This window comes from Chryseobacterium cucumeris, assembly GCF_016775705.1.
Taxonomy (GTDB): Bacteria; Bacteroidota; Bacteroidia; order Flavobacteriales; family Weeksellaceae; genus Chryseobacterium; species Chryseobacterium cupriresistens.
The window spans coordinates 129,543-148,319 of record NZ_CP068760.1; the positions used below are offsets into that span (position 1 = coordinate 129,543).

Consider the following 18,777-nt stretch of genomic DNA (forward strand, 5'->3'; position numbering starts at 1 on the left):
AAAAAATTAATTCTTCATACACAATTTAGGATTTAATAAATACGAAAAATAATATTAACTTTTTGCTAAAGTCAATACACATAAGCATTTGGCATGATTTTAGTAACCTGTAACGTAGATTTTCTGTGAAAAGTGGAATTATCATATTTTAACTGATTTCAGTGAAATGCAAAAAAATTGCACAAGTTTTAATAAAAAAATTGCACAATTAGAAAATAGTACTATATTTGCTATAATTACGAACTAACTTTAATATTAAAAATTATGAACAAGTCTGAATTAATCGACGCAATCGCAAAAGATGCAGGTATCACTAAAGTTGCAGCAAAAGCTGCTCTAGAGTCTTTCATTGGTAACGTTACAACTACATTAAAGAAAAAAGACGGAAAAGTTTCTTTAGTAGGTTTTGGTACTTTCTCAGTAGCTGAGAGAGCGGCTAGACAAGGTATTAACCCTGCAACTAAAAAACCGATCAAAATTGCTGCTAAAAAAGTTGCTAAATTCAAAGCTGGAGCTGATTTATCAAATGCAGTTTCAGGTGCTAAGAAAAAATAATCATTCAGATTACAAAAATTCAGGGCTGTTTCTTAGAAACAGCCTTTTTTTATGTCAAATTGTGACCGGAAATTCAACTATTAAGAAGCTTTAAGTGGTTTAGAATTATTAAGTTTTGGCTAAAGCCGATCATCATATCTAATAAAAATAAGCGGGCTAAAGCCCGCTTCTATTGATATTACAAATTTTATATTTTCAAGCGCCTTATCTCCTATTGAAAACCGCCACTTCTAACTTCTAACTTCTAACTTCCCATTACGGAGCCAGTCTCGAGATTTTCCAGTCAAGATCTTCAAGCTCATAAATAATCCTGTCATGAAGACGATTGGGTCTTCCCTGCCAGAATTCAATTTCATAAGGTCTTGCAAGATATCCGCCCCAGTGGGCTGGTCTTGGGACTTCCGTATTTTCATACTCCTTTTCCAGCTCTTTTAATTTATCTTCCAGAAATTCTCTATTGGGAATCTCCTGGCTTTGCGGAGAGACCACAGCGCCGAGCTGGCTTCCTTTCGGCCTGGAATGGAAATAACCGTCGCTAAGGTTTTCTGCCACCTTTTCAAGATCAGCTTTGATGATAATCTGCCTTTCAAGATTAGGCCAGAAAAAATGCAGGCAGGCTTTATGGTTGTTTTCTATTGCTTTTCCTTTTTTGCTGTGATAATTGGTATAAAAAATAAATCCTTCATGGGTATATGCTTTAAGCAGTACCATTCTTGTTCTTGGGCACCCATCTTCTTCTACTGTAGAAACCGCCATAGCATTAGCTTCTGAGATCATCGGACTCTCATTGGCTTCCAAAAACCAGTCTCTGAACTGTTCAATTGGATTTTGTTTTATCTCACTTTCAATAAGTTGGGATTTCTCGTACACTTTTCTTCTGTCGTGCAGGTTTTCCATAAATATTTTTTATTAAATTTGAGTATGAATCACTCATACAAAGGTAAAATATTAATCTCGACACCCGACATTTCCGGCGATATTTTTTCAAGATCGGTAGTATTGGTTATTGAACATAATGAAAGTGGTGCATTTGGTTTGATATTGAATAAAAAGAACAGCCAGATGAGTAGCAAATTCAAAGATTTTTTTGACTTTAAAATTGAGGTATATGATGGAGGACCTGTAGAAAACGACAAGGTATTTTTCATTGTAAAAGGCAAAAGAGTTACAGAGATCTATACAGACATTACTGATGAATACTATCTTACAGAAGATATCGAACGTATTATTAATGCGGTTTTAAGCAGTGAACTGGATATCAACCATATCAAAATCTTTTCAGGATATTCCGGATGGTCTTCTCATCAGCTGGATACTGAAGTTCAAAGAAAAATGTGGACGGTAGTGGATGTTTATAATCTTGATTATACGCTTCCCAATGATCAGACACTCTGGAAATCTATTATGCAGAATCTTGGAGGAGAATTTCTTCTCTGGGCCAACTCTCCTGAGGATATTTCATTAAATTAACAATATCCCTTTCATATGATTAAAAATAATTAACAAACTTTAAGATTCTGTTAACCAATTTTAAAGAAAGTTTTTCCGTTATTTGAAAAACTAAAATCACTGATATGAAAGGTATTACACTACTTGCTTTATCAATATTTTCTACAGCGTTTTTATCATTTACTCCTATCAGCAAAAAATACATTGTCATTGATGCCGGACATGGCGGAAATGATTTTGGGGCTGCTTATGGTGAAATTCTGGAAAAAAATATTGCATTAAGCATTGCTAAGGAAATCCGGAAAATCAATGAAAACCAGGATAAGTATGAGGTCATTTTAACAAGGGATGCAGACAGTTCTCCTACCCTTGCTGAAAGAACAGATCAGATCAATAAGCTGAACCCTGAAATGGTCATTTCTCTTCACGTTAACAGTTCTCCTCAGAAGGAGAGATCTGACAACGGATTTGAAGTTTACGTTCAGAATTCTGACGTATCAAAGGAGTTGGCCGGAAAAATCTATAAGAAATTCAATGCCCGTAAAATTGAAGAACGCCAAAATCTTCACATGCTAAGAGAGACCAAAGCACCTGCTGTATTGGTAGAACTTGGTTTTATCAATAATTCCGATAACAGGAATTATATTACCAGTGAGAAAGGGCAGAAAGAAATCGCACAAAAATTTGTTGAGATTATCAACGAATATTAAATAAAGAAACAATTTCTGATTTTACTCAGAATAAAACCCGGTAAAGGACTTCTGGAACTTTGTTGTTTACCGGGTTTGTCAATTTTTATGAATTAAAACTTTTCTTCCAGCTTTCTACCAATCCGGAGAAACGCGAGGTTTCAAAAGTCTTGTTTCTTATCTTACCTACAGAAAACATACCTTTCTCATCAGAAATCATTAAAATTTCTTCAGCCTTCTGAGATTCAAATGCGATAATCTCGTGTTCCTGAATATCTGCAAGATTATTTTTATGTAAAAAAGTAACAAAGTTTTCCATCAAAGGAGAAATGTAAGCTCCTTCCGTCTGCTTTGGTACTTTGATAACATCACCTTCCAAAAAGAGAAGGTTTCCGGCAGTGGTACGTGCTATTCTTTTGTTTGGATTCAGAAGGATCACATCGTCAAGATCATTTTCCTGCGCATAGATCACTCCGTAAATATTTTCCGGACAGTGAACCCGGATATTGCTCAAAAGGTTGTTATTAACATTAATTTCCTTAATCAAATCCAATTCCAGAGGTCTTTGATGAACAGCAAGCACATCAGCCATTTCCGTCACCTCGTAAAAATAGGAAACGGAAGATTTGGCCAATGTCATTCCATCATTATTTCTGAACACCTGGAAATTGATAATTCCATTGCTTATGCCTTTGCCTTCAATAATTTCTTTTTGAAAAAGGGTCTGGAAAAACTCCAGCGTGTAAGTCAAAGGAATATTCAGTCTCATCTTTCTCATGGAAGCCATTAGAAAAAAATAGCATTCTTCGTCCATGATCAATCCACCATTTCTTAGAAAGAAAGAAACTTTTACTGAGTCTCCCCAAAGAAAAGCTCTGTTCTTTACATGTAACTCGTCTGATGTAAAATATTGATTTTCCAAATTTTGATGTAATTTATTTACAAAAAAATAATGAACGATAAATCGTTCATCAGTTTTATCATTTCATATAGCCCGGTATTATGCCGCACCTAGTTTTATTCTAAGGTTTTCGATAAGATTTTCCCAATACATTGCATTTTCCTCTTCATCACCTTCTTCACAGAAGTCTGTAATATTTAGAGCCAGATCTTCTGTAATATCATCAATTGTGATAGTCATTTCAAAGAAATTTTTTGTTCCTTCATCTTCTTCCCATCTGAAACGCACGAAACCTTCAGGCTTATATCTGATCAAAGTGGCCTTCTCAGCAGGACCTCCACCCCAGCTAAAAAAGAAATCATCGCCTTTCTCTGTTACCTCATCCGCAAACCATTCAGACAATCCCTCTGCAGTCGCCAGATATTCATACAAAATCTCTGATAAACAGTGCATTGGAAATTCGTAATGGACTTTATGTTTCGCCATATAATCTTTGTTTTATCGTCCCGCAATATATAAATTAATTTTTTTATTACGCAAAAAAACAATTACTTTTTTATAGAATCTGCATGATATTTATCACTGGATTTAAATCCCTGTGATGGTAAGTTTTAAAGCTAAAAGTTACCATGCAAGACATAAAAAAATCTCTCCTTTCCGGAGAGATTTTATCTTTAGTTTTCATTCAGTATATCGAGAATAATCTGACACCCTTCTCTTATTTCATCCAGAGATAATGTAAGAGGCGGAGAGATTCTCAGGTATTCATTTCTGTACAGCTGCCAGAAAACAATAAGCCCTTTATCCATGCATTTTTTAGCTACTTCCAGTGTGTATTCAGGAGTTCCTAAGTTCACGGCAAGCATCAGCCCTTTACCGTTGATATTTTTGATTTTAGGATGAACCAAAAGTTCTCTGAACAATTTCTCTTTTTCCTCTACTTCATTCATTAAGCCGCTTTCCAGCACTTCTTTCAATGTTGCATAACTTGCAGCCGCAATCAACGGGTTTCCTCCAAAAGTAGTAATGTGACCCAATTTAGGAGAATGTGAAAGCGTTTCCATGATTTCTCTGGAACTCATAAAAGCTCCTACAGGAACACCGCCTCCCATTCCTTTACCCATGACAAGAATATCAGGAACGATACCAAAGTGCTCGAAAGAGAATAACTTCCCTGTTCTTCCAAATCCCGGCTGTATTTCGTCTAAAATTAAAAGCGCTCCTACTTCTTCACATCTTCTCTTCAGTTTGATCAGGTAATCGTTATCCGGTACCAAAAATCCTGCTGCTCCCTGAATGGTTTCAAGGATAACACAAGCCGTCTTTTCTGTAATTTTATCGAAGTCTTCTTCATTGTTAAATTCAATAAAAGAAACCATCGGTAATAAAGGACGGAATTCTCTCTTGTGAGTTTCATTTCCTGAAACACTCAAAGCGCCGTGGGTATTTCCATGGTAAGAGTTTTTAAAGGAAACAATTTCTTCTCTTCCGGTGTATCTTTTGGCTAATTTTAAGCTTCCGTCAATGGCTTCCGCACCGCTATTCACAAGGTATGTAACTTCCAGGGGATCAGGAGTAGCTTCAGCAAGCAATCTGCATAGTGCTACAGGCTTTTCCTGTGCATATTCACCATACACCATTACGTGTAGGTATTTATCCGTCTGCTCTTTGATAGCATCCACAACTTTAGGATGTGAATGTCCCAGCGTATTGGCAGAAACTCCTGCTACAAAGTCAAGATATCTTTTTCCGTCTGTACCGTAAATATAGCTTCCTATTGCTTTCTCTACTTCAAAACCTGCAGCAAATTTTGTGGTTTGAGCCTGATATGTAAAAAAATCTTTATGCATTTCCATTGTCTCCAAAAATTTCAGCAAAGCTATAAAAGATTCATTAAACGTTAAAATTAATCCACAAAAAAGACCAGCATTTTACTGGTCTTTCTGTTATTTTCTGGTACGTTTAGGTTTTTTAGCTTCTTCTTTGGCCTTTTCATCATCTATGGCTTTCTGTGCTTTATCGAAGAGCTCATTATCTGCTGTATATTGTATTTCTTCGTTATTCGGAGTGTCTACAAGGATGTCCTGCCATTTCCGGATCCTGTCTTTGGTATTCCAGTTAAAATCCGGGAATTTTCTTTTTGACGGCTCTATCATACTCATCGGATAGGTATCGGAAACAGCTCCGATACTGCAGGAAATAATCTGTAATGCTCTTTCTTCAAACAATGCTCCGATAATTCCGCAGGTAGACAAGGTAATCCCTATTCTTTCCGGTTTTTTGGTTTCCTGATCGGTATCATCAACATAGACGATAGATTGGGCGTTTCCAACTACTCTTGCTTCTTTAATAGCATTTTTCTCATAGTACACCGTCATGAATTTCCCTTTCACCTGATTGAACTCATCTTTCAGGTTCAGGGAGTCTACTTTACTGATGGCAAAGGCATTTCCAATTACTTTTAAGGAATCAATATCTTCCGTTTTGGTATTGAAGTAGGCTTCTACTTTATCTCCGGTTACCTGCTTTTCACCGCTCCAAAGAATCGGGTTGGTATACATATGCATGATTCCGTCTGTTTCGTTGAAAGCAATGGAATCTGCTCTTCCCTGTGCATTGGATTTATAAATACGGGCTTTTTTGAAGGCTCTAAGATAGCTTTTCTTCACTTTGATATCCAGTGAGTCCGGTCTTTGATAAGAAATAATTTTTTCTGCAGCGAAATAAATGGAGTCTTTTTCCATCACTTTTACAGCATACGGACTTTTGGTCATCATTGCAGAGTCTTTTTTCTCAAAAATTTCTCCGTATCCTCCTTTTATGTATCTTTTTTCTTTAGGATCATCCAGGGTTACATTGCCTGTTGCTTTACCAAACCCTGAAATCTGATTGTAGTACATATCATCACCGGTAAGGATTTTTTCATTGTAAAATATCCTTGAGTTTTTGGTTAAATACGCCTCCTTGGAATCCATTTTATAGGTTCCTCTTTCCGTATAGATTCTGTTTCGTGGATTGGTTTTGCTGGTAATGGTTGTAGGACCATTAAAATCGGCAATTTTTGTGTTTTGATTCTGTTTGATATTTGGACCTTCTATAGTATACTGAGGGGTTTCAATCTTTACATTTCCTGTAAGGTCAACTACTCTTGTATTGAGAAAATAAGTTCCTACTTTAGCATAGGTAACATTCTGGCCATCCGAGATCGTTCCTCCTGTATTAAAATACGCTTGATTAGCCAGCCTGTCATAATACAGAATATCTGTTTTTATGGTCTGTTTAGGATCCGTCAGGACCACATTTTTTCGGGCAACACCTTTCTGGGTATTGGCATCATATTCCATTTCTCCTGCTGTGATTACAGAGCCGTCTGTATTTTGAAGTCTTGTATTACCTATTGCTTTTACAAAGTTTTCTTCATTATACAGAACTACTTCATCTGCAGTAAGAATGGATCCCTGATGTTCTATCTGAACATGACCGGTAAAATATTGATTCCCGTCGTATTTTTCAGGATCTTTCTTGATTTCGTCTGCGTGGATGATCTTTACTTTATCTTCAGGTCTCACCTGTTGAGGCTGAGTGGGTGAAGGAGCCTGCAGATAAGGATCTCTCTTCACAGGAGTTTTATCCTGCGCAAAGTTGAGCGTAGAAATAAAGAGTAACAGAAAAAGGGCTATTCTCATTAATTAGTCATTCTTAGTGCCATAGAAATATAGCGAATGAGAATCAATTTTTACGCCAAATGCTTCTTCAATGGCTTCTTTGATTCCTTGGATTCTTGGGTCACAGAATTCAATAATTTCCTCAATCTCTTTATCAGAGTCTTTTTTGTAGATCACCAGGTGATCATGCTGTTTGTCAAAATAAGACTTTTCATAAGACGAAGAAGTCAATGTCTTTTCTCCGAACTGATGCTTACGGATTAAACCTGCATCAAGGAAAATTTCAATCGTGTTGTAAATCGTTGCTTTGGAAACGTGATATTTCTTCTGCATCATCAGAAGATACAGATCATCAACATTGAAGTGATGATCCATATTATAAATTTCTTCCAATATCGTATATCTTTCAGGTGTGTTTCTGAACCCTTTTTCTAATAAGTAGTTTCTCAAAACATCCTTGATCAAAGCTATATTTTTTTCTTTTTGTATTGTATCCATTAAAAAAATTATCTACAAATTTATTGAATTTTATTTAAATAGATAGTATGGTTAATACAGGTGGCTACGAGTTGTGACGGAAATACCCGGACTGCTCGATCTTATTGTCATAAACTGTTAATTCTGTGATCGGTGCAGATTCCACTTCAACATTGTGCGAAGATACTCCCCAGGCCTTAAAGTCGTCACTTCCTATATACTTCACAAAGTTGTAAATGTTAAGAGTAATCTTTTGTTTAACAGTTAAAAGGATATCGTTGATATAGGTGTTATCTATGATGACATATTTAAGATCCGGCGGTATATCATGAGCTCTTAAAGATGGATGGCTGCTTCTTGAAGGAATGGTTCCGTCCGCCATTAAGTCTTTAAGAACCATATTGAAATAATCGTTGATTCTTCGGTCTACTTTAAATCCTAAAAGGAAATTGATCTTATAGACGGTTCCCGGAAGAATCTCGTCTACAGTATATCTGAAAGTATAGGGATCTTCCTGATTGACAATACTCAGGATAAAATAATGATCTGCTCTTTTCGGCTGTTTTTTGATGATGGAATAGATAATTTTGGATTCCACTTCATCATTTCTTTTTGCCCTGCTCAGGTAAGCAAGATTGGTAGCATATTTCGGAATAGTTTCGTCCAGCTTCATGTCTTTAAGGATAGACACATATTTTTCTATTTTCACAAACTGGATAAATCTTGTTTTGATCAGTCTTCCGTTGTACCATGCATACATAGAAACTCCGATAGAACCTGCCAATACAACGGTAATCCATCCACCTTCCATAAATTTGATGATGTTGGCACTGAAGAATCCTAATTCGATAGCCATGTAAACCATTGCGAAAACCAGAATCAGAACCTTGCTTACTCTATGCTTCAGCAGCCAGAATACTAATAAAACGGTGGTCATCAACATCGTTACGGTAATGGAAAGTCCGTAAGCGGCTTCCATTTTTCCTGATTCTTTGAAATGCAGAACGACAATGATACACAGGATAAGAAGTCCCCAGTTGATTCTTGGAATATACATCTGTCCTTTTACTCCGGAAGGGTAATCAATTTTCTGATTCGGCCAAAGGTTAAGAGACATTGCTTCTGAGAATATGGTGAACGAACCTGTAATCAATGCCTGGCTGGCAATAATTGCAGCGGCTGTTGCTAAAATTACTCCCGGAATGATCATCCATTCCTGCATGATTCCGAAGAACGGGTTTATTACAGAGAAACCTGGTTTGTTATGATTGGTCAGAAGCCATGCGCCCTGTCCAAGATAGTTTAGAATAAGCATGATCTTAACGAATGCCCAGCTTACTCTGATGTTTTTAGCTCCGCAGTGTCCCAGGTCAGAATACAGTGCTTCTGCTCCGGTAGTACAAAGGAAAACCGCTCCAAGAATGACAATGGCACTCGGAGAGTTAACAATGAGCTTATAAGCGTAATAAGGGTTGAAAGATCTTAAAATCTCAAAGTTTTCACTTAAATGCATCACTCCTAGGCCTCCCAATACCAGGAACCAAACTACCATTACCGGACCAAAAAATTTTCCGATAAAACTGGTCCCGAACTGCTGTACCACAAAAATGGCAATCAGAATTCCGATGGTGATTGGAACAACAGGAGTATGGGGATTATAAATTTCAAGACCTTCAATAGCTGACATTACCGTCAGTGATGGGGTAATTACTCCGTCTGCAATAAGTGCCGCAGCACCAATAATCGCAATAAGGTACAGCCATCCTTTTTTAAGGTTTCTTACCAATGAAAACAAGGCAAGAATACCTCCTTCACCTTTGTTGTCTGCTCTCAAAGCAATGATCACATATTTGATTGTGGTCTGCAAAGTAAGGGTCCAGATAATACATGAAAGAGCTCCTTCTATGTATTCATTGAAAGGCATATTGCTTCCCTGGGATCTTGCATTCACAATTGCTTTCATTACGTAAAGCGGAGAGGTACCAATATCTCCAAAAACAATTCCTAGAGACACTAAAACTCCTATGAAGGAAAGTTTCTTTATGTCGAAGTGGTAGCCATCTTCTGTAACTTCTGCCATATCAGCTTAATTTATTTTAAAGGCGCAAATTTATACTAATTTTATGACGTCAAGAATTTTTCTTCATGAATATAATAAATGAAAAAACTTCCTTTCGGAAGTTTTTTTCTATAACTATTTTACGTACATCGCTTTTTTGATCTCCTCTTTTACTTTTTCAAGTTTTGGGAACCATTCTGCAAATAATGCTGCAGAGTAAGGTGCAGGTGCATCAGGAGTAGTAATTCTCTTGATAGGAGCATCTAAATAATCAAATGCTTTTTGCTGTACCATATAAGTAATTTCTGAAGATACTGATCCGAATGGCCAAGCTTCTTCTAAAATAACCAGTCTGTTTGTTTTCTTTACAGATTCTAAAATTGTATCGAAGTCAAGAGGACGAACAGTTCTAAGGTCGATAACTTCTACAGAGATTCCTTCTTTAGCCATATCTTCTGCTGCCTGTAAAGCCAGTTTCATGATCTTTCCGAAAGAAACCAGAGTAACGTCTGTACCTTGTCTCTTGATATCTGCTTTTCCTATTGGTAAGTAGTATTCTTCTTCAGGAATTTCCATTTTATCTCCATACATCTGCTCAGATTCCATGAAAATAACAGGGTCATTATCCTGGATCGCTGTTTTTAACAATCCTTTTGCGTCATAAGGGTTAGAAGGTACCACCACTTTAAGTCCAGGGCAGTTGGCAAACCAGTTTTCAAATGCCTGAGAGTGAGTAGCTCCTAATTGTCCTGCAGAAGCAGTAGGCCCACGGAAAACAATTGGACAATTCCACTGTCCGCCACTCATCTGACGGATTTTCGCTGCGTTATTGATAATCTGATCAATTCCTACCAATGAGAAATTGAATGTCATAAATTCTACGATGGGTCTGTTTCCATTCATTGCAGCTCCCACAGAGATTCCTGTAAATCCAAGTTCTGCAATCGGTGTGTCAATTATTCTTTTTGGACCAAATTCATCCAGCATTCCTTTTGAAGCCTTATATGCACCATTATATTCTGCAACTTCCTCCCCCATCAGGTAGATGGATTCGTCTTTACGCATTTCCTCGCTCATTGCCTGTGCAATTACCTCACGAAAAGTATATTCTGCCATATTTTCTTGAAAAATTTAGACTACAAAAGTAGTGTTTTTTTATTATACACATCATAAAAACGCTCTTCATTTCCATGAGAAGTCATAATATTAACTGTATTTAAAATAAATTTTTCTTCCTGATGTCCCGTTCTTGTGGATTTTCCAGCTTCCTGAGAATTTTTGTTCATAAAAAATGACATCTCATTTCTGAAATGTCATCTAAAATTCTATTTAAACTTAAATTAATTAGCTTTCTCCCAAACCTGGGTTCTTCCTAATAAAGATAATCCTAAGTAACCTCTTACGTTCAGTTTATCACCGCTTCTTGTAATGGTACATTTATATGTTTTTCCTGTTTTAGGATCAGTGATGGTTCCTCCTGTGAATTCATCGCCGTCTTTTTTCAGTCCCCTGATGATTTCCAATCCTAAAATTGGTTTTCCTTTTCTGTCATCTTTACAAGCCGTACAGTTTGATTCAGCTGGTTTTATCAATAACTGAGAAACTTTCCCATAGTATTTTCCGTCTGATTTTTTGTACACTTCAACAATAGATTTTGCCTGTTTTGTCTCATCATCTATCGTCTTCCACTTACCTTCTATCTGTGCAAATGTAAGTACACCACATAAAGAAAGTGCGAACGTTAACAATATTTTTTTCATATTTCTTATAGTTTTAATTTTAATACAATATTCTTATCTACGTATTGATAAAAATATAAATTAATTTTCAACGAACAAAAACTTTTATTATACAAAGCATAAAGAGGATATAAAAAGTAAAATCGCTAAAATGCGAAAAAGCTAAATTTCAATCGGCCTGTTGATGTTTTCGCAATTTTACAGATTTACCTTTTTGCCATTTCGCCCTAATACAGTTTCCTGTTAATCACTCTGTCCATGTAATCCTGATACCACGCTTTTGCTGTTTTCTTTCCCTGCTCTACTTCCGGATTTTTAACCTCATTAACCAGATTCTTTTCAAGGCCCAGATCAGATTTATCATATACCCCTACTATTTCTTTTCCGTCAAAACGATAAATATAATTTCCGATCATGAACTGCTCCATACTTCCGTCAGAATTCACAACAATGAAAGGATATTCCTTATCGCTCACCAGACTTCTTCCCCAGCTTCTGATAGGCTTGTTATATCCTATAAGGTCAGCCAGTGTAGGATATATATCTGCCTGCTGTGCAATTTCCTGGCTGACTCCTTTAAGCTGGTATTCAGGATTCGGAGAATAGAAAATCAACGGAACAGCATAACGGTTCATCGCTTTTTCATATTCCGGATAATAGACCTGGTTGGTATGATCTCCCGTGAAAACAAAGATCGTATTATTGAACCAAGGCTGTTTTTTAGCTGTTTCAAAATATTTCTTTATTGCATAATCCGTATACTGTATCGGTTCATGCATTTCTATTTTTCCCTTTTTAAATTTTCCGTTGTATTTTTCAGGAATTTTAAAAGGGTGATGTGATGAAGCCGTAAACACAGTAGTCATAAAAGGCTGTTTCTTTCCTACATTTTTTGCAAAATACTGAAGGAAAGGTTCGTCCCAGATAGCCCACATTCCATCAAAATCTTCATCATGATTATATTCTGTTTTCCCGAAATAATGCTTAAATCCTAATATATTTCCGAAACCAAGAAATCCCATAGAACCATTTGGCGCTCCATGATAGAACGAAGTGTCATAGCCAAGGTCATTACATACAGAAACAATAGACTGGATTTTCTGATTGGAATAAGGTGATCCCGTAAATGCATCCGTAAGACTCGGAATTCCTGCCAATACGCTGCTCATCCCATGAATTGATTGTCTGCCGTTTGCAAAAGTATTCGGAAAAATAAGACTCTGGGTTGCCAGACTGTCCATGAACGGAGTATAAGAAACGTAATCTTTAATATTTTTATCTTTATTAAATGCCCCGGAATATTCTCTCCCGAAAGATTCTACGATGAAAATAACAATATTCGGACGGTTCTCTACTTTTCTGTCGTACACTTTATAAGGCTGTACATACTCTTCTATATCTTTTTCGCTCACAAAATGAACTTCCTTGAAATTATTGGTATTTAAAGTCCTGAAAAAGGAGAATGTACTGTTGAGCACCATATTACCCTGCAGAGGATTGGTTACAAAACGGGTTGCATCCACCATATTAATCGGTCTGGTACTGTGTTTAAAATCTCCTCTGATTCCTCCCACAACCAGCACCGCTGTGATACATAAAGTAATAATGGAAGTAATAAAATAAGGTAGTAATTTCAAAGGTTTCACCTCTTCTACTTTCACCTTTTTATAAAGGAAAACCCATAAGATCATCAGGATCATATACCATATCAGTACGAAAGGATGTTGTCCGATAGAAATCATCAGTACCTTAGAAACATTGGATTCGTGCTCAGCTACCTGAAATACTGCTGAAGTAAGCCTTGCCTGTGAAAATTTATAGTAAATAAAATCTCCGAAGTTCATGGCATAAGCAATCCCGTTAGTAATAAAATACAGCCAAAAAAGAACTTTCTGGAAAGTTTTCTTTGTGTTGATGACCAATGGCAGTAAACTAAGCAATATAAACAGTGCATTAACATACAAAATGGCTGTGGTATCAAAAGCAGTACCATGGAAAGCCAGCTTTATATATTCTGAAACGGAGTCTACTTTAATCAGATCTTTATTGAAATACCAGAATAAAAGTCTGGCAATCTGATAAAAAACATAGGCCAGAAAAATCCTGTAAACCAATGCCAGAACTTCCTGTTTTCTAAATCCTTTTAAAAATTTCATGGGGCAAATTTACATCAAAATCATTTTAATGCGTTTTTTAGTTCATATTATTTTGAGTTAGAATTTTTAAAAACTGTAATTTTGTGTTTATGGATTTTATAAAGAATAATCTGGCCAATGCTTTAACCCTGGCTAATTTATTTGCAGGCTGTGTAGGTGCAATACATTTAATTTTAGGAGATTATCAGACAACGGCAATCTGCCTTATTCTCTCTTCGGTTTTCGATTTTTTTGACGGCTTTGTAGCCAGAGCTTTAAAATCAAATTCCAATCTTGGCCTTCAGTTGGACTCGCTTGCGGATATGGTAAGCTTTGGAGTGATCCCAGGACTTACGATGTATAAAGCCCTTGAACCTTTTGGAGCTGAGCTTTTGGGAATGCATTTCCCATTTGAGATCAAGTATCTGGGACTCATTGTCACAGTATTTTCCTGCCTGAGGCTTGCCATTTTTAATTTGGATGAAGAGCAGCGTTATTATTTCAAAGGATTGAATACACCTACCAATACCGTTTTACTGTTCGGTCTTTATTATGCCTTTAAAGAAACCGGAAATTTCAGCTTTTTATTTGATCATGAATTGCTATTAATCCTGCTTACTCTTCTTACTTCATGGCTTCTGATCAGCCCGATCAGGATGATGGCTATGAAATTCAAATCAAAACAATTAAAAGATAACTATCCAAAAATTATATTACTGGCAGGAGGAATTGCCATTCTTTCGATATTCCAGATTGTAGGAATTCCTATGCTTGTTATTTATTATATGCTGGTATCTCTCATTTTTCAGGGACAGCTAAAATAATTATTAAAATAAAACACATTTCAAATTATTAATCATTGACATGAATTTAAAACTCCATAAACCGCTTTGTATTTTTGACCTGGAAACCACAGGAACCAATATCGGAAAAGACAGAATTGTTGAAATATGTATTTTAAAAGTAAACCCGGATGCCTCCAGAGAGAGCAAAACATGGCGTGTAAATCCTGAAATGCCGATTCCAAAAGAATGCAGTGAAATCCACGGGATCTATGATGAAGATGTAAAAGATGCTCCTACTTTCAGGGATATTGCCGCTAAAATTATGGAAATGATTTCAGGAAGTGACCTGGGAGGATTCAATTCCAACAGGTTTGATGTTCCGCTTTTGGCTGAAGAGCTTTTAAGAGTAGGAATGGATTTTGATCTGAGTAAATTCAGACTGGTCGATGCACAGACTATTTTCCATAAAAAAGAACCTAGAAATTTAGGTGCAGCTTACCAGTTCTACTGTGGAAAAACATTGGAAAATGCCCACTCTGCAGAGGCTGATGTAATGGCAACGTTTGAAGTTCTTGACGCTCAGGTTGGAAAATATGATGATATTCCGAATGAAATAGCACCGTTAAGTGAATTTACATTCCATAATAAGAATGCAGACCTTGCCGGATTTATCGGATATAATGAAAAAATGGAAGAAGTTTTCAACTTTGGAAAATATAAAGGACAAGGCGTGAAAGCGGTATTCCAAAAAGACTTAGGATATTTCGGATGGCTTCAGAACGCTGATTTCCCGTTGTATACCAAAAAGATTTTTACAAAAATTCAATTATCAAGCAGGTTTTAAAAATGTCTGATCTGGTACGTTTTAAATTTTATGAAACTGCCCTTGAAGCTAACAGGGACAAGCAGATACTGGCTGAAAACGGTATCAACAGTTTCATTGCGAATGAGCAGCTCATCCAGTCGGATTGGCTTCTGTCTCAGGCGGTAGGCGGCATACAGCTTCAGGTATTTGAAGAAGATATGGAAAAGGCCCGGCAGATTCTGCAGGACTATAAAGACAATGAACAATACTCGCTGGAAGTAGAACATACCATTGAAGATCCTGAGTTTGATTTTGTCTGCCCGAAATGTGGTTCCAATCATATTTACAGGGATGACAGTGCTACCAGTTTCTTTGGAATTTCATTTCTGACGAGCCACAAATTCAAATGTTACTATTGCGGGAATGAGTTTACCCACTAATCTATTCAGGAATCAATAGTCTTAAACGATCTAAAGATTACTTCGTCCCTCGCAATGACGGGGTTAAAAAATATAAAAAAGAGTTATGAAAATAATCTGCATAGGAAGAAACTACAGTGAGCATGCAAAAGAATTAGGAAATGAAATTCCTGAAAATCCTGTTATCTTCATGAAACCGGATACGGCAGTTCTAAAAGGGAATGATTTCTACATCCCTGAATTCTCCAATGATATTCACTACGAGCTTGAAGTGGTATTAAAAATTTCAAAGGGAGGAAAATATATTCAGAAAGAAACAGCGCACAAGCATTATGAAGAAATTGGCCTGGGAATAGATTTCACAGCCAGAGATCTTCAGAGCGAACTGAAATCAAAAGGGCTTCCATGGGAGCTTGCCAAAGGTTTTGACGGCTCTGCTGTGGTAAGCAGTTTCTTTAAAAAAGAGAACTTCAGTCTTGAAAACCTTCAGTTTTCGTTATTAAAAAATAAAGAAAAAGTACAGGATGGCAATACAAAAGATATGATGTTCAATTTTGATGATATTGTAGCTTTTGCTTCTCAGTATTTTACGTTAAGGGTAGGTGATCTTATTTTCACAGGAACTCCAAAAGGGGTTGGCAAAGTAGAAGAAAATGATATTCTGGAAGCTTATCTTCAGGAGGAAAAAATCCTTGATATCCGAATATTATAAGTATTTAATATCAAAGTCTGACAAATTTTTCCTATCTTTAGGTAACAAAACTAGAGGTTATGATAAATATTGTATTACCCGTAGATTTTGGGGACAAGACAGACCAATTGGTAGACGGTGCCATAAAATTTGCAAAACAGCTTAACGGCAGAATTTACCTGATCCATGTAGCGCCATCAGATATCGGCTTTGCCATTGGCGATATGGGATTTCAATATTTTCCGGAAGTGGAAGCCAACGAAATCCGGGAAGAGCTGGTACAGCTTAATAAAATTGAGCAAAGAATCATCAGCCATGATATTGATTGTGAACACCTTTTAAAACAGGGACTTGCAAAAGATATTATTCTGGAACATGCAAAAGCCAAAAATGCTGATTATATTGTGATGGGATCACACGGCAGAAGCGGAATTTATGATGTATTCGTGGGAAGCTTAACCAAAGGGATCACGAAAAGTTCAAGCATTCCTGTGCTGGTACTTCCGATTCACGACTAAGAAAAAAGAAAATTTTAATCGTTAGTAATAAAAAAACCGATCAAACCTATTGTTTGATCGGTTTTTTACTATATAACCAATTAATTAACCTTCTTTTTTGTAGATATTCGGATCGTAGTAAGGGTGCTTACCTTCCGTTGGAGAATAATAGTCTTTATCTTTATCGCCACCTAGTGTAACCACCAGTACGTAGCACCAATAAGTGAATAGTACACAGCAAACTATAAATAGAATCCAGTTTAAAACATTACCGAAAGCATCAAAGAAACCGAAAGACCATTTGAAAACTTTGCTTAAGAATAGAAAGAAAGACGTCATTATTTTCCTTTTTTAAATTAACTTTGTACAAATTTATAAAAAATGTTTAAATTACTTTCAAAAGAAAGCAATATTTTTTCAATTCCTGTTTATATTGGTTTTCTTCTTTTAGTAGTCATAATATTTAACATACTGAATTTCAATACTTACGAAGCCATAGTTGCCGGAATAACTTTTCTGGGAATTGCTTTGGGATATTTTTGTTTTCACAGTGTTGCCCTTAATTATCAGACCCATCTGCCCTTATTTTTATACACCTTTTTTATTTTCGGGCTGTATCCCGGAAATCTGGATATAGGAATTGCAGTTTCTCTGCTTACCAACTCTTTCCTTATCCTGCTTCTGACGAGTGCAGATGAAGATATCAGGAAAAAATCCTATGTATTGGTAGGATCTATTGTAGCCCTGAACTTTATTTTTCTTCCTACCACCTGGCCAATGGCTGTTTTTGTGATCATTCACGTGATTGCAACCTCTGCCAAAATCGGGTTGAATCTTTTCAGATTCCTTCTGGGAATTGTTCTGATTACATTCAGTTATTTTTCTGTCATGTATTTCGTTCAGTTCACTTCATGGAATATCGATTATTTTCCGTTTGGAAAAATGAAGCCGGTAACAGATTACACGGAACTTCTTCCGCTGATTCCTGTGGTTCTGATGCTTATTTATGCAGTGTATGACCATTTTAAAAATTATAACAAGAAAAGTCCGATAAGCAGATATAAATACACTTTCCTGCTGGTCTTTTCTGTAGCACAGCTCGTTACCATCATTCTATATATGAATAAAAGCTATGAGTATTTGCTGCTCCTGGCATTTCCTTCAAGTATTATTCTGAGCAGAATGATGAGATTTTTACCTAAATACTGGATGCGTGAAGCCAGTGTTTGGCTTATTATTATTAGTTTACTGACCTTCAAAGCGGGTACAGTTTTTGATTTATTTTAGAAAATTATGATTCAGATAGACGATAAATTGATTTCTGAGGAAATTTTTTCCGAAGAATTTGTTTGCAACCTTACGAAATGTAAAGGTGCATGTTGTGTGGAAGGAGATGTGGGAGCTCCGTTGGATAAAGACGAGCTTGAAATATTGGACAGTATTTTTGACAAAATAAAACCTTACCTTACTCAGGAAGGTATTAAAGCCCTTGAAGAACAGGGAACATGGACTACTGATCCACACGACGGAATGTATGTTACTCCAATGGTGGAGAACCGCGAGTGTGCCTATGTAACCTTTGATGAAAAAGGAATTACCAAATGTGGTATTGAGAAAGCATATGAAGATGGTGCAGTAGACTGGCAGAAACCTATTTCATGCCATCTTTACCCAATCCGTGTTACGGAATATTCTTCATTTACCGCATTGAATTATCATGAGTGGAATGTATGCAGCGATGCCTGTACGCTTGGAAAAGAACTTCAGGTTCCTGTGTATAAGTTTTTAAAAACTCCACTGACGAGAAAGTATGGTGAGGAATTTTATACTGTTCTGAGCGAAGCTGCTGAAGAATGGAAAAAAGAGTATGGTTCTTAACCGATACACATTCGAATGAAATAATAAAAACCG

At 36.5% G+C, this 18,777-nt stretch carries 22 protein-coding genes; 10 read left to right on the plus strand and 12 right to left on the minus strand.

Annotation, left to right across the window (positions count from 1 at the left end; translation table 11 throughout):
* The first annotated feature begins 264 nt into the window (after positions 1-264).
* On the plus strand, positions 265-555 hold the full coding sequence (locus tag JNG87_RS00655) for an HU family DNA-binding protein (protein WP_002976900.1): 291 nt from the start codon (positions 265-267) through the stop codon (positions 553-555).
* A 255-nt stretch (positions 556-810) separates the two neighbouring features.
* On the opposite strand, the gene pdxH is transcribed toward JNG87_RS00655, so the two are convergent.
* Positions 811-1,452, minus strand: a complete 642-nt coding sequence (pdxH, locus tag JNG87_RS00660; protein ID WP_202841126.1) for a pyridoxamine 5'-phosphate oxidase — start codon at positions 1,450-1,452, stop codon at positions 811-813.
* Positions 1,453-1,476: 24 nt separating this feature from the next.
* Between pdxH and JNG87_RS00665 the strand changes: the two genes are divergently transcribed.
* Positions 1,477-2,025, plus strand: coding sequence for a YqgE/AlgH family protein (locus tag JNG87_RS00665; RefSeq protein ID WP_110007966.1), 549 nt, complete (start codon positions 1,477-1,479; stop codon positions 2,023-2,025).
* A 104-nt stretch (positions 2,026-2,129) separates the two neighbouring features.
* Positions 2,130-2,714, plus strand: a complete 585-nt coding sequence (locus JNG87_RS00670; RefSeq protein WP_202841128.1) for an N-acetylmuramoyl-L-alanine amidase — start codon at positions 2,130-2,132, stop codon at positions 2,712-2,714.
* Between the two features lie 85 nt (positions 2,715-2,799).
* Here JNG87_RS00670 and JNG87_RS00675 read toward each other — a convergent pair whose 3' ends face one another.
* The 10 genes from JNG87_RS00675 to JNG87_RS00720 all read right to left on the minus strand — a co-directional run bounded on the left by JNG87_RS00675 (position 2,800) and on the right by JNG87_RS00720 (position 13,690).
* The gene (locus tag JNG87_RS00675) at positions 2,800-3,615 is read right to left on the minus strand and encodes an aminotransferase class IV (RefSeq protein ID WP_202841130.1); all 816 of its coding nucleotides are present in this window, start codon (positions 3,613-3,615) and stop codon (positions 2,800-2,802) included.
* A gap of 78 nt (positions 3,616-3,693) precedes the next feature.
* Entirely contained in the window at positions 3,694-4,080 is a 387-nt protein-coding gene (locus JNG87_RS00680; protein WP_034696870.1) for an START-like domain-containing protein, read from the minus strand.
* A gap of 188 nt (positions 4,081-4,268) precedes the next feature.
* The gene (locus tag JNG87_RS00685; RefSeq protein WP_202844141.1) at positions 4,269-5,444 is read right to left on the minus strand and encodes an aspartate aminotransferase family protein; all 1,176 of its coding nucleotides are present in this window, start codon (positions 5,442-5,444) and stop codon (positions 4,269-4,271) included.
* A gap of 96 nt (positions 5,445-5,540) precedes the next feature.
* Positions 5,541-7,280, minus strand: coding sequence for an OstA-like protein (locus JNG87_RS00690; protein ID WP_202841132.1), 1,740 nt, complete (start codon positions 7,278-7,280; stop codon positions 5,541-5,543).
* A gap of 3 nt (positions 7,281-7,283) precedes the next feature.
* Entirely contained in the window at positions 7,284-7,757 is a 474-nt protein-coding gene (locus JNG87_RS00695; protein WP_002976876.1) for a Fur family transcriptional regulator, read from the minus strand.
* 64 nt (positions 7,758-7,821) lie between these two features.
* Positions 7,822-9,816 carry a KUP/HAK/KT family potassium transporter gene (locus JNG87_RS00700; RefSeq protein ID WP_110007970.1) on the minus strand — a complete coding sequence of 665 codons (1,995 nt, stop codon included), beginning with the start codon at positions 9,814-9,816 and terminating at the stop codon, positions 7,822-7,824.
* Between the two features lie 114 nt (positions 9,817-9,930).
* Positions 9,931-10,911: a pyruvate dehydrogenase complex E1 component subunit beta gene (locus tag JNG87_RS00705; protein ID WP_110007971.1), complete on the minus strand. Its 981-nt coding sequence runs from the start codon at positions 10,909-10,911 to the stop codon at positions 9,931-9,933.
* Between the two features lie 20 nt (positions 10,912-10,931).
* A complete protein-coding gene (locus tag JNG87_RS00710) occupies positions 10,932-11,081 on the minus strand; it encodes a hypothetical protein (RefSeq protein ID WP_202841134.1) in 150 nt (49 codons plus the stop codon).
* Positions 11,082-11,135: 54 nt separating this feature from the next.
* Positions 11,136-11,555: a DUF2147 domain-containing protein gene (locus JNG87_RS00715; protein ID WP_110007974.1), complete on the minus strand. Its 420-nt coding sequence runs from the start codon at positions 11,553-11,555 to the stop codon at positions 11,136-11,138.
* Positions 11,556-11,761: 206 nt separating this feature from the next.
* A complete protein-coding gene (locus JNG87_RS00720; RefSeq protein ID WP_202841136.1) occupies positions 11,762-13,690 on the minus strand; it encodes an LTA synthase family protein in 1,929 nt (642 codons plus the stop codon).
* 89 nt (positions 13,691-13,779) lie between these two features.
* Here JNG87_RS00720 and JNG87_RS00725 point away from each other — a divergent pair, with 89 nt between their 5' ends.
* The 5 genes from JNG87_RS00725 (at position 13,780) to JNG87_RS00745 (ending at position 16,887) form a co-directional block, all read left to right on the plus strand.
* Positions 13,780-14,493, plus strand: coding sequence for a CDP-alcohol phosphatidyltransferase family protein (locus tag JNG87_RS00725; RefSeq protein ID WP_202841138.1), 714 nt, complete (start codon positions 13,780-13,782; stop codon positions 14,491-14,493).
* 40 nt (positions 14,494-14,533) lie between these two features.
* On the plus strand, positions 14,534-15,298 hold the full coding sequence (locus JNG87_RS00730; protein WP_131435691.1) for a 3'-5' exonuclease: 765 nt from the start codon (positions 14,534-14,536) through the stop codon (positions 15,296-15,298).
* Positions 15,299-15,300: 2 nt separating this feature from the next.
* On the plus strand, positions 15,301-15,699 hold the full coding sequence (locus tag JNG87_RS00735) for a DUF2007 domain-containing protein (protein WP_202841140.1): 399 nt from the start codon (positions 15,301-15,303) through the stop codon (positions 15,697-15,699).
* Positions 15,700-15,784: 85 nt separating this feature from the next.
* Positions 15,785-16,390, plus strand: a complete 606-nt coding sequence (locus tag JNG87_RS00740; RefSeq protein WP_202841142.1) for a fumarylacetoacetate hydrolase family protein — start codon at positions 15,785-15,787, stop codon at positions 16,388-16,390.
* A gap of 59 nt (positions 16,391-16,449) precedes the next feature.
* Positions 16,450-16,887 (plus strand): universal stress protein, encoded by a 438-nt coding sequence (locus JNG87_RS00745; RefSeq protein WP_062673831.1) that lies wholly within the window; start codon positions 16,450-16,452, stop codon positions 16,885-16,887.
* A gap of 84 nt (positions 16,888-16,971) precedes the next feature.
* Here the strand turns inward: JNG87_RS00745 and JNG87_RS00750 are convergent, their stop codons facing one another.
* Complete coding sequence (locus JNG87_RS00750) at positions 16,972-17,205, minus strand: DUF6341 family protein (RefSeq protein ID WP_002976854.1); 234 nt, start codon at positions 17,203-17,205, stop codon at positions 16,972-16,974.
* Positions 17,206-17,247: 42 nt separating this feature from the next.
* On the opposite strand from JNG87_RS00750, the gene JNG87_RS00755 reads away from it, so the two are divergent.
* Together JNG87_RS00755 and JNG87_RS00760 are read left to right on the plus strand one after the other, a co-directional pair.
* Entirely contained in the window at positions 17,248-18,153 is a 906-nt protein-coding gene (locus JNG87_RS00755) for a DUF6427 family protein (RefSeq protein WP_110007980.1), read from the plus strand.
* A gap of 6 nt (positions 18,154-18,159) precedes the next feature.
* On the plus strand, positions 18,160-18,744 hold the full coding sequence (locus JNG87_RS00760; RefSeq protein WP_110007981.1) for a DUF3109 family protein: 585 nt from the start codon (positions 18,160-18,162) through the stop codon (positions 18,742-18,744).
* The last annotated feature ends 33 nt before the right edge of the window (positions 18,745-18,777 follow it).

Excerpts from the sequence above, each read along its gene's own strand:
- JNG87_RS00730 (WP_131435691.1), top strand. The coding sequence starts at position 14,534 with ATGAATTTAAAACTCCATAAACCGCTTTGTATTTTTGACCTGGAAACC.
- JNG87_RS00700 (WP_110007970.1), bottom strand. The coding sequence starts at position 9,816 with ATGGCAGAAGTTACAGAAGATGGCTACCACTTCGACATAAAGAAACTT.
- JNG87_RS00685 (WP_202844141.1), bottom strand. The coding sequence starts at position 5,444 with ATGCATAAAGATTTTTTTACATATCAGGCTCAAACCACAAAATTTGCT.
- JNG87_RS00715 (WP_110007974.1), bottom strand. The coding sequence starts at position 11,555 with ATGAAAAAAATATTGTTAACGTTCGCACTTTCTTTATGTGGTGTACTT.
- JNG87_RS00745 (WP_062673831.1), top strand. The coding sequence starts at position 16,450 with ATGATAAATATTGTATTACCCGTAGATTTTGGGGACAAGACAGACCAA.
- JNG87_RS00725 (WP_202841138.1), top strand. The coding sequence starts at position 13,780 with ATGGATTTTATAAAGAATAATCTGGCCAATGCTTTAACCCTGGCTAAT.
- pdxH (WP_202841126.1), bottom strand. The coding sequence starts at position 1,452 with ATGGAAAACCTGCACGACAGAAGAAAAGTGTACGAGAAATCCCAACTT.
- JNG87_RS00710 (WP_202841134.1), bottom strand. The coding sequence starts at position 11,081 with ATGAACAAAAATTCTCAGGAAGCTGGAAAATCCACAAGAACGGGACAT.
- JNG87_RS00670 (WP_202841128.1), top strand. The coding sequence starts at position 2,130 with ATGAAAGGTATTACACTACTTGCTTTATCAATATTTTCTACAGCGTTT.
- JNG87_RS00695 (WP_002976876.1), bottom strand. The coding sequence starts at position 7,757 with ATGGATACAATACAAAAAGAAAAAAATATAGCTTTGATCAAGGATGTT.
- JNG87_RS00750 (WP_002976854.1), bottom strand. The coding sequence starts at position 17,205 with ATGACGTCTTTCTTTCTATTCTTAAGCAAAGTTTTCAAATGGTCTTTC.
- JNG87_RS00720 (WP_202841136.1), bottom strand. The coding sequence starts at position 13,690 with ATGAAATTTTTAAAAGGATTTAGAAAACAGGAAGTTCTGGCATTGGTT.
- JNG87_RS00760 (WP_110007981.1), top strand. The coding sequence starts at position 18,160 with ATGATTCAGATAGACGATAAATTGATTTCTGAGGAAATTTTTTCCGAA.
- JNG87_RS00680 (WP_034696870.1), bottom strand. The coding sequence starts at position 4,080 with ATGGCGAAACATAAAGTCCATTACGAATTTCCAATGCACTGTTTATCA.
- JNG87_RS00740 (WP_202841142.1), top strand. The coding sequence starts at position 15,785 with ATGAAAATAATCTGCATAGGAAGAAACTACAGTGAGCATGCAAAAGAA.
- JNG87_RS00690 (WP_202841132.1), bottom strand. The coding sequence starts at position 7,280 with ATGAGAATAGCCCTTTTTCTGTTACTCTTTATTTCTACGCTCAACTTT.
- JNG87_RS00755 (WP_110007980.1), top strand. The coding sequence starts at position 17,248 with ATGTTTAAATTACTTTCAAAAGAAAGCAATATTTTTTCAATTCCTGTT.
- JNG87_RS00735 (WP_202841140.1), top strand. The coding sequence starts at position 15,301 with ATGTCTGATCTGGTACGTTTTAAATTTTATGAAACTGCCCTTGAAGCT.
- JNG87_RS00655 (WP_002976900.1), top strand. The coding sequence starts at position 265 with ATGAACAAGTCTGAATTAATCGACGCAATCGCAAAAGATGCAGGTATC.
- JNG87_RS00665 (WP_110007966.1), top strand. The coding sequence starts at position 1,477 with ATGAATCACTCATACAAAGGTAAAATATTAATCTCGACACCCGACATT.
- JNG87_RS00705 (WP_110007971.1), bottom strand. The coding sequence starts at position 10,911 with ATGGCAGAATATACTTTTCGTGAGGTAATTGCACAGGCAATGAGCGAG.